The following is a 1,956-nucleotide window of genomic DNA, read 5'->3' on the forward strand; positions in this document are numbered from 1 at the left end:
CTGTCGTTGGCTCGGTTGCTTGATCTCCTGTTACCTCCCAAGTACAACTTTCTGTATTAAACGTCGCTGTTTCCCAACATTCTGTCGCTGGTGCTGCTGATTGTTCTCCTGTTACATCCCAAATACACGTATCATTATTAAACGTCGCCGTTTCATAACATTCTGTCGCTGGCTCGGTTGCTTGATCTCCTATTACCTCCCAAGTACAACTTTCTGTATTAAACGTCGCTGTTTCCCAACATTCTGTCGCTGGTGCTGCTGATTGTTCTCCTGTTACATCCCATTCGCAAGTACCGTTATTAAACGTTGCCGTTTCATAACATTCTGTGTTTGGTGCTGCTGCTTGTGTTCCTGTTACAACCCAACTACACGTATCATTATTAAACGTTGCCGTTTCATAACATTCTGTCGTTGGCTCGGTTGCTTGATCTCCTGTTACATCCCAAGTACAACTTTCTGTATTAAACGTCGCTGTTTCCCAACATTCTGTCGCTGGTGCTGCTGCTTGTTCTCCTGTTACATCCCAACTACAAGTATCATTATTAAACGTTGACGTTTCATAACATTCTGTGATTGGTGCTGCTTCTTGTGTTCCTGTTACCTCCCAAGTACAACTTTCTGTATTAAACGTCGCTGTTTCCCAACATTCTGTCGCTGGTGCTGCTGATTGTTCACCTGTTACATCCCAAGCACAACTTTCCGTGTTAAACGTTGCCGTTTCATAACATTCTGTCGCTGGTGCTGCTGCTTGTTCTCCTGTTACATCCCAACTACAAGTATCATTATTAAACGTTGCCGTTTCATAACATTCTGTGATTGGTGCTGCTTCTTGTGTTCCTGTTACCTCCCAAATACACGTATCATTATTAAACGTCGCTGTTTCCCAACATTCTGTCGCTGGTGCTGCTGATTGATCTCCTGTTACAACCCAACTACAAGTATCATTATTAAACGTTGCCGTTTCATAACATTCTGTCGCTGGTGCTGCTGCTTGTTCTCCTGTTACCTCCCAAATACACGTATCATTATTAAACGTCGCCGTTTCCCAACATTCTGTCGCTGGTGCTGCTGATTGTGTTCCTGTTACAACCCAACTACACGTATCATTATTAAACGTCGCTGTTTCCCAACATTCTGTCGCTGGTGCTGCTGCTTGTGTTCCTGTTACATCCCAAAGACACGTATCATTATTAAACGTCGCCGTTTCCCAACATTCTGTCGCTGGTGCTGCTGCTTGTGTTCCTGTTACATCCCAACTACAAGTTGTATCATTAAACGTTGCCGTTTCATAACATTCTGTGGTTGGCTCAGTTGCTTGTGCTCCTGTTACAACCCAACTACAAGTATCATTATTAAACGTTGCCGTTTCATAACATTCTGTCGCTGGTGCTGCTGCTTGTTCTCCTGTTACCTCCCAAATACACGTATCATTATTAAACGTCGCTGTTTCCCAACATTCTGTCGCTGGTGCTGCTGATTGATCTCCTGTTACATCCCAACTACAAGTATCATTATTAAACGTCGCTGTTTCCCAACATTCTGTGATTGGTTCTGCTTCTTGTGTTCCTGTTACCTCCCAAAGACACGTATCATTATTAAACGTTGCGGTTTCATAACATTCTGTCGTTGGCTCGGTTACTTGATCTCCTGTTACCTCCCAACTACAAGTAGAGTCATTAAACGTTGCCGTTTCATAACATTCTGTGGTTGGTTCTGATTGTTGTGTTCCTGTTACCTCCCAACTACACGTATCATTATTAAACGTCGCCGTTTCATAACATTCTGTGATTGGTTCTGCTTCTTGTGTTCCTGTTACCTCCCAAATACACGTATCATTATTAAACGTTGCCGTTTCATAACATTCTGTCGCTGGTGCTGCTGCTTGTTCTCCTGTTACATCCCAAATACACGTATCATTATTAAACGTCGCCGTTTCCCAACATTCTGTCGCTGGTG

General features: G+C 43.3%; 1 protein-coding gene. It reads right to left on the minus strand.

The features are described from left to right. Positions 1-1,956, minus strand: a 1,956-nt coding sequence (locus ES676_RS14825; RefSeq protein WP_170234472.1) for a BspA family leucine-rich repeat surface protein, incomplete at both ends; no start/stop codon positions are given.

The sequence above is a fragment of the Bizionia saleffrena genome (assembly GCF_008086175.1).
Lineage (GTDB): Bacteria > Bacteroidota > Bacteroidia > Flavobacteriales > Flavobacteriaceae > Bizionia > Bizionia saleffrena.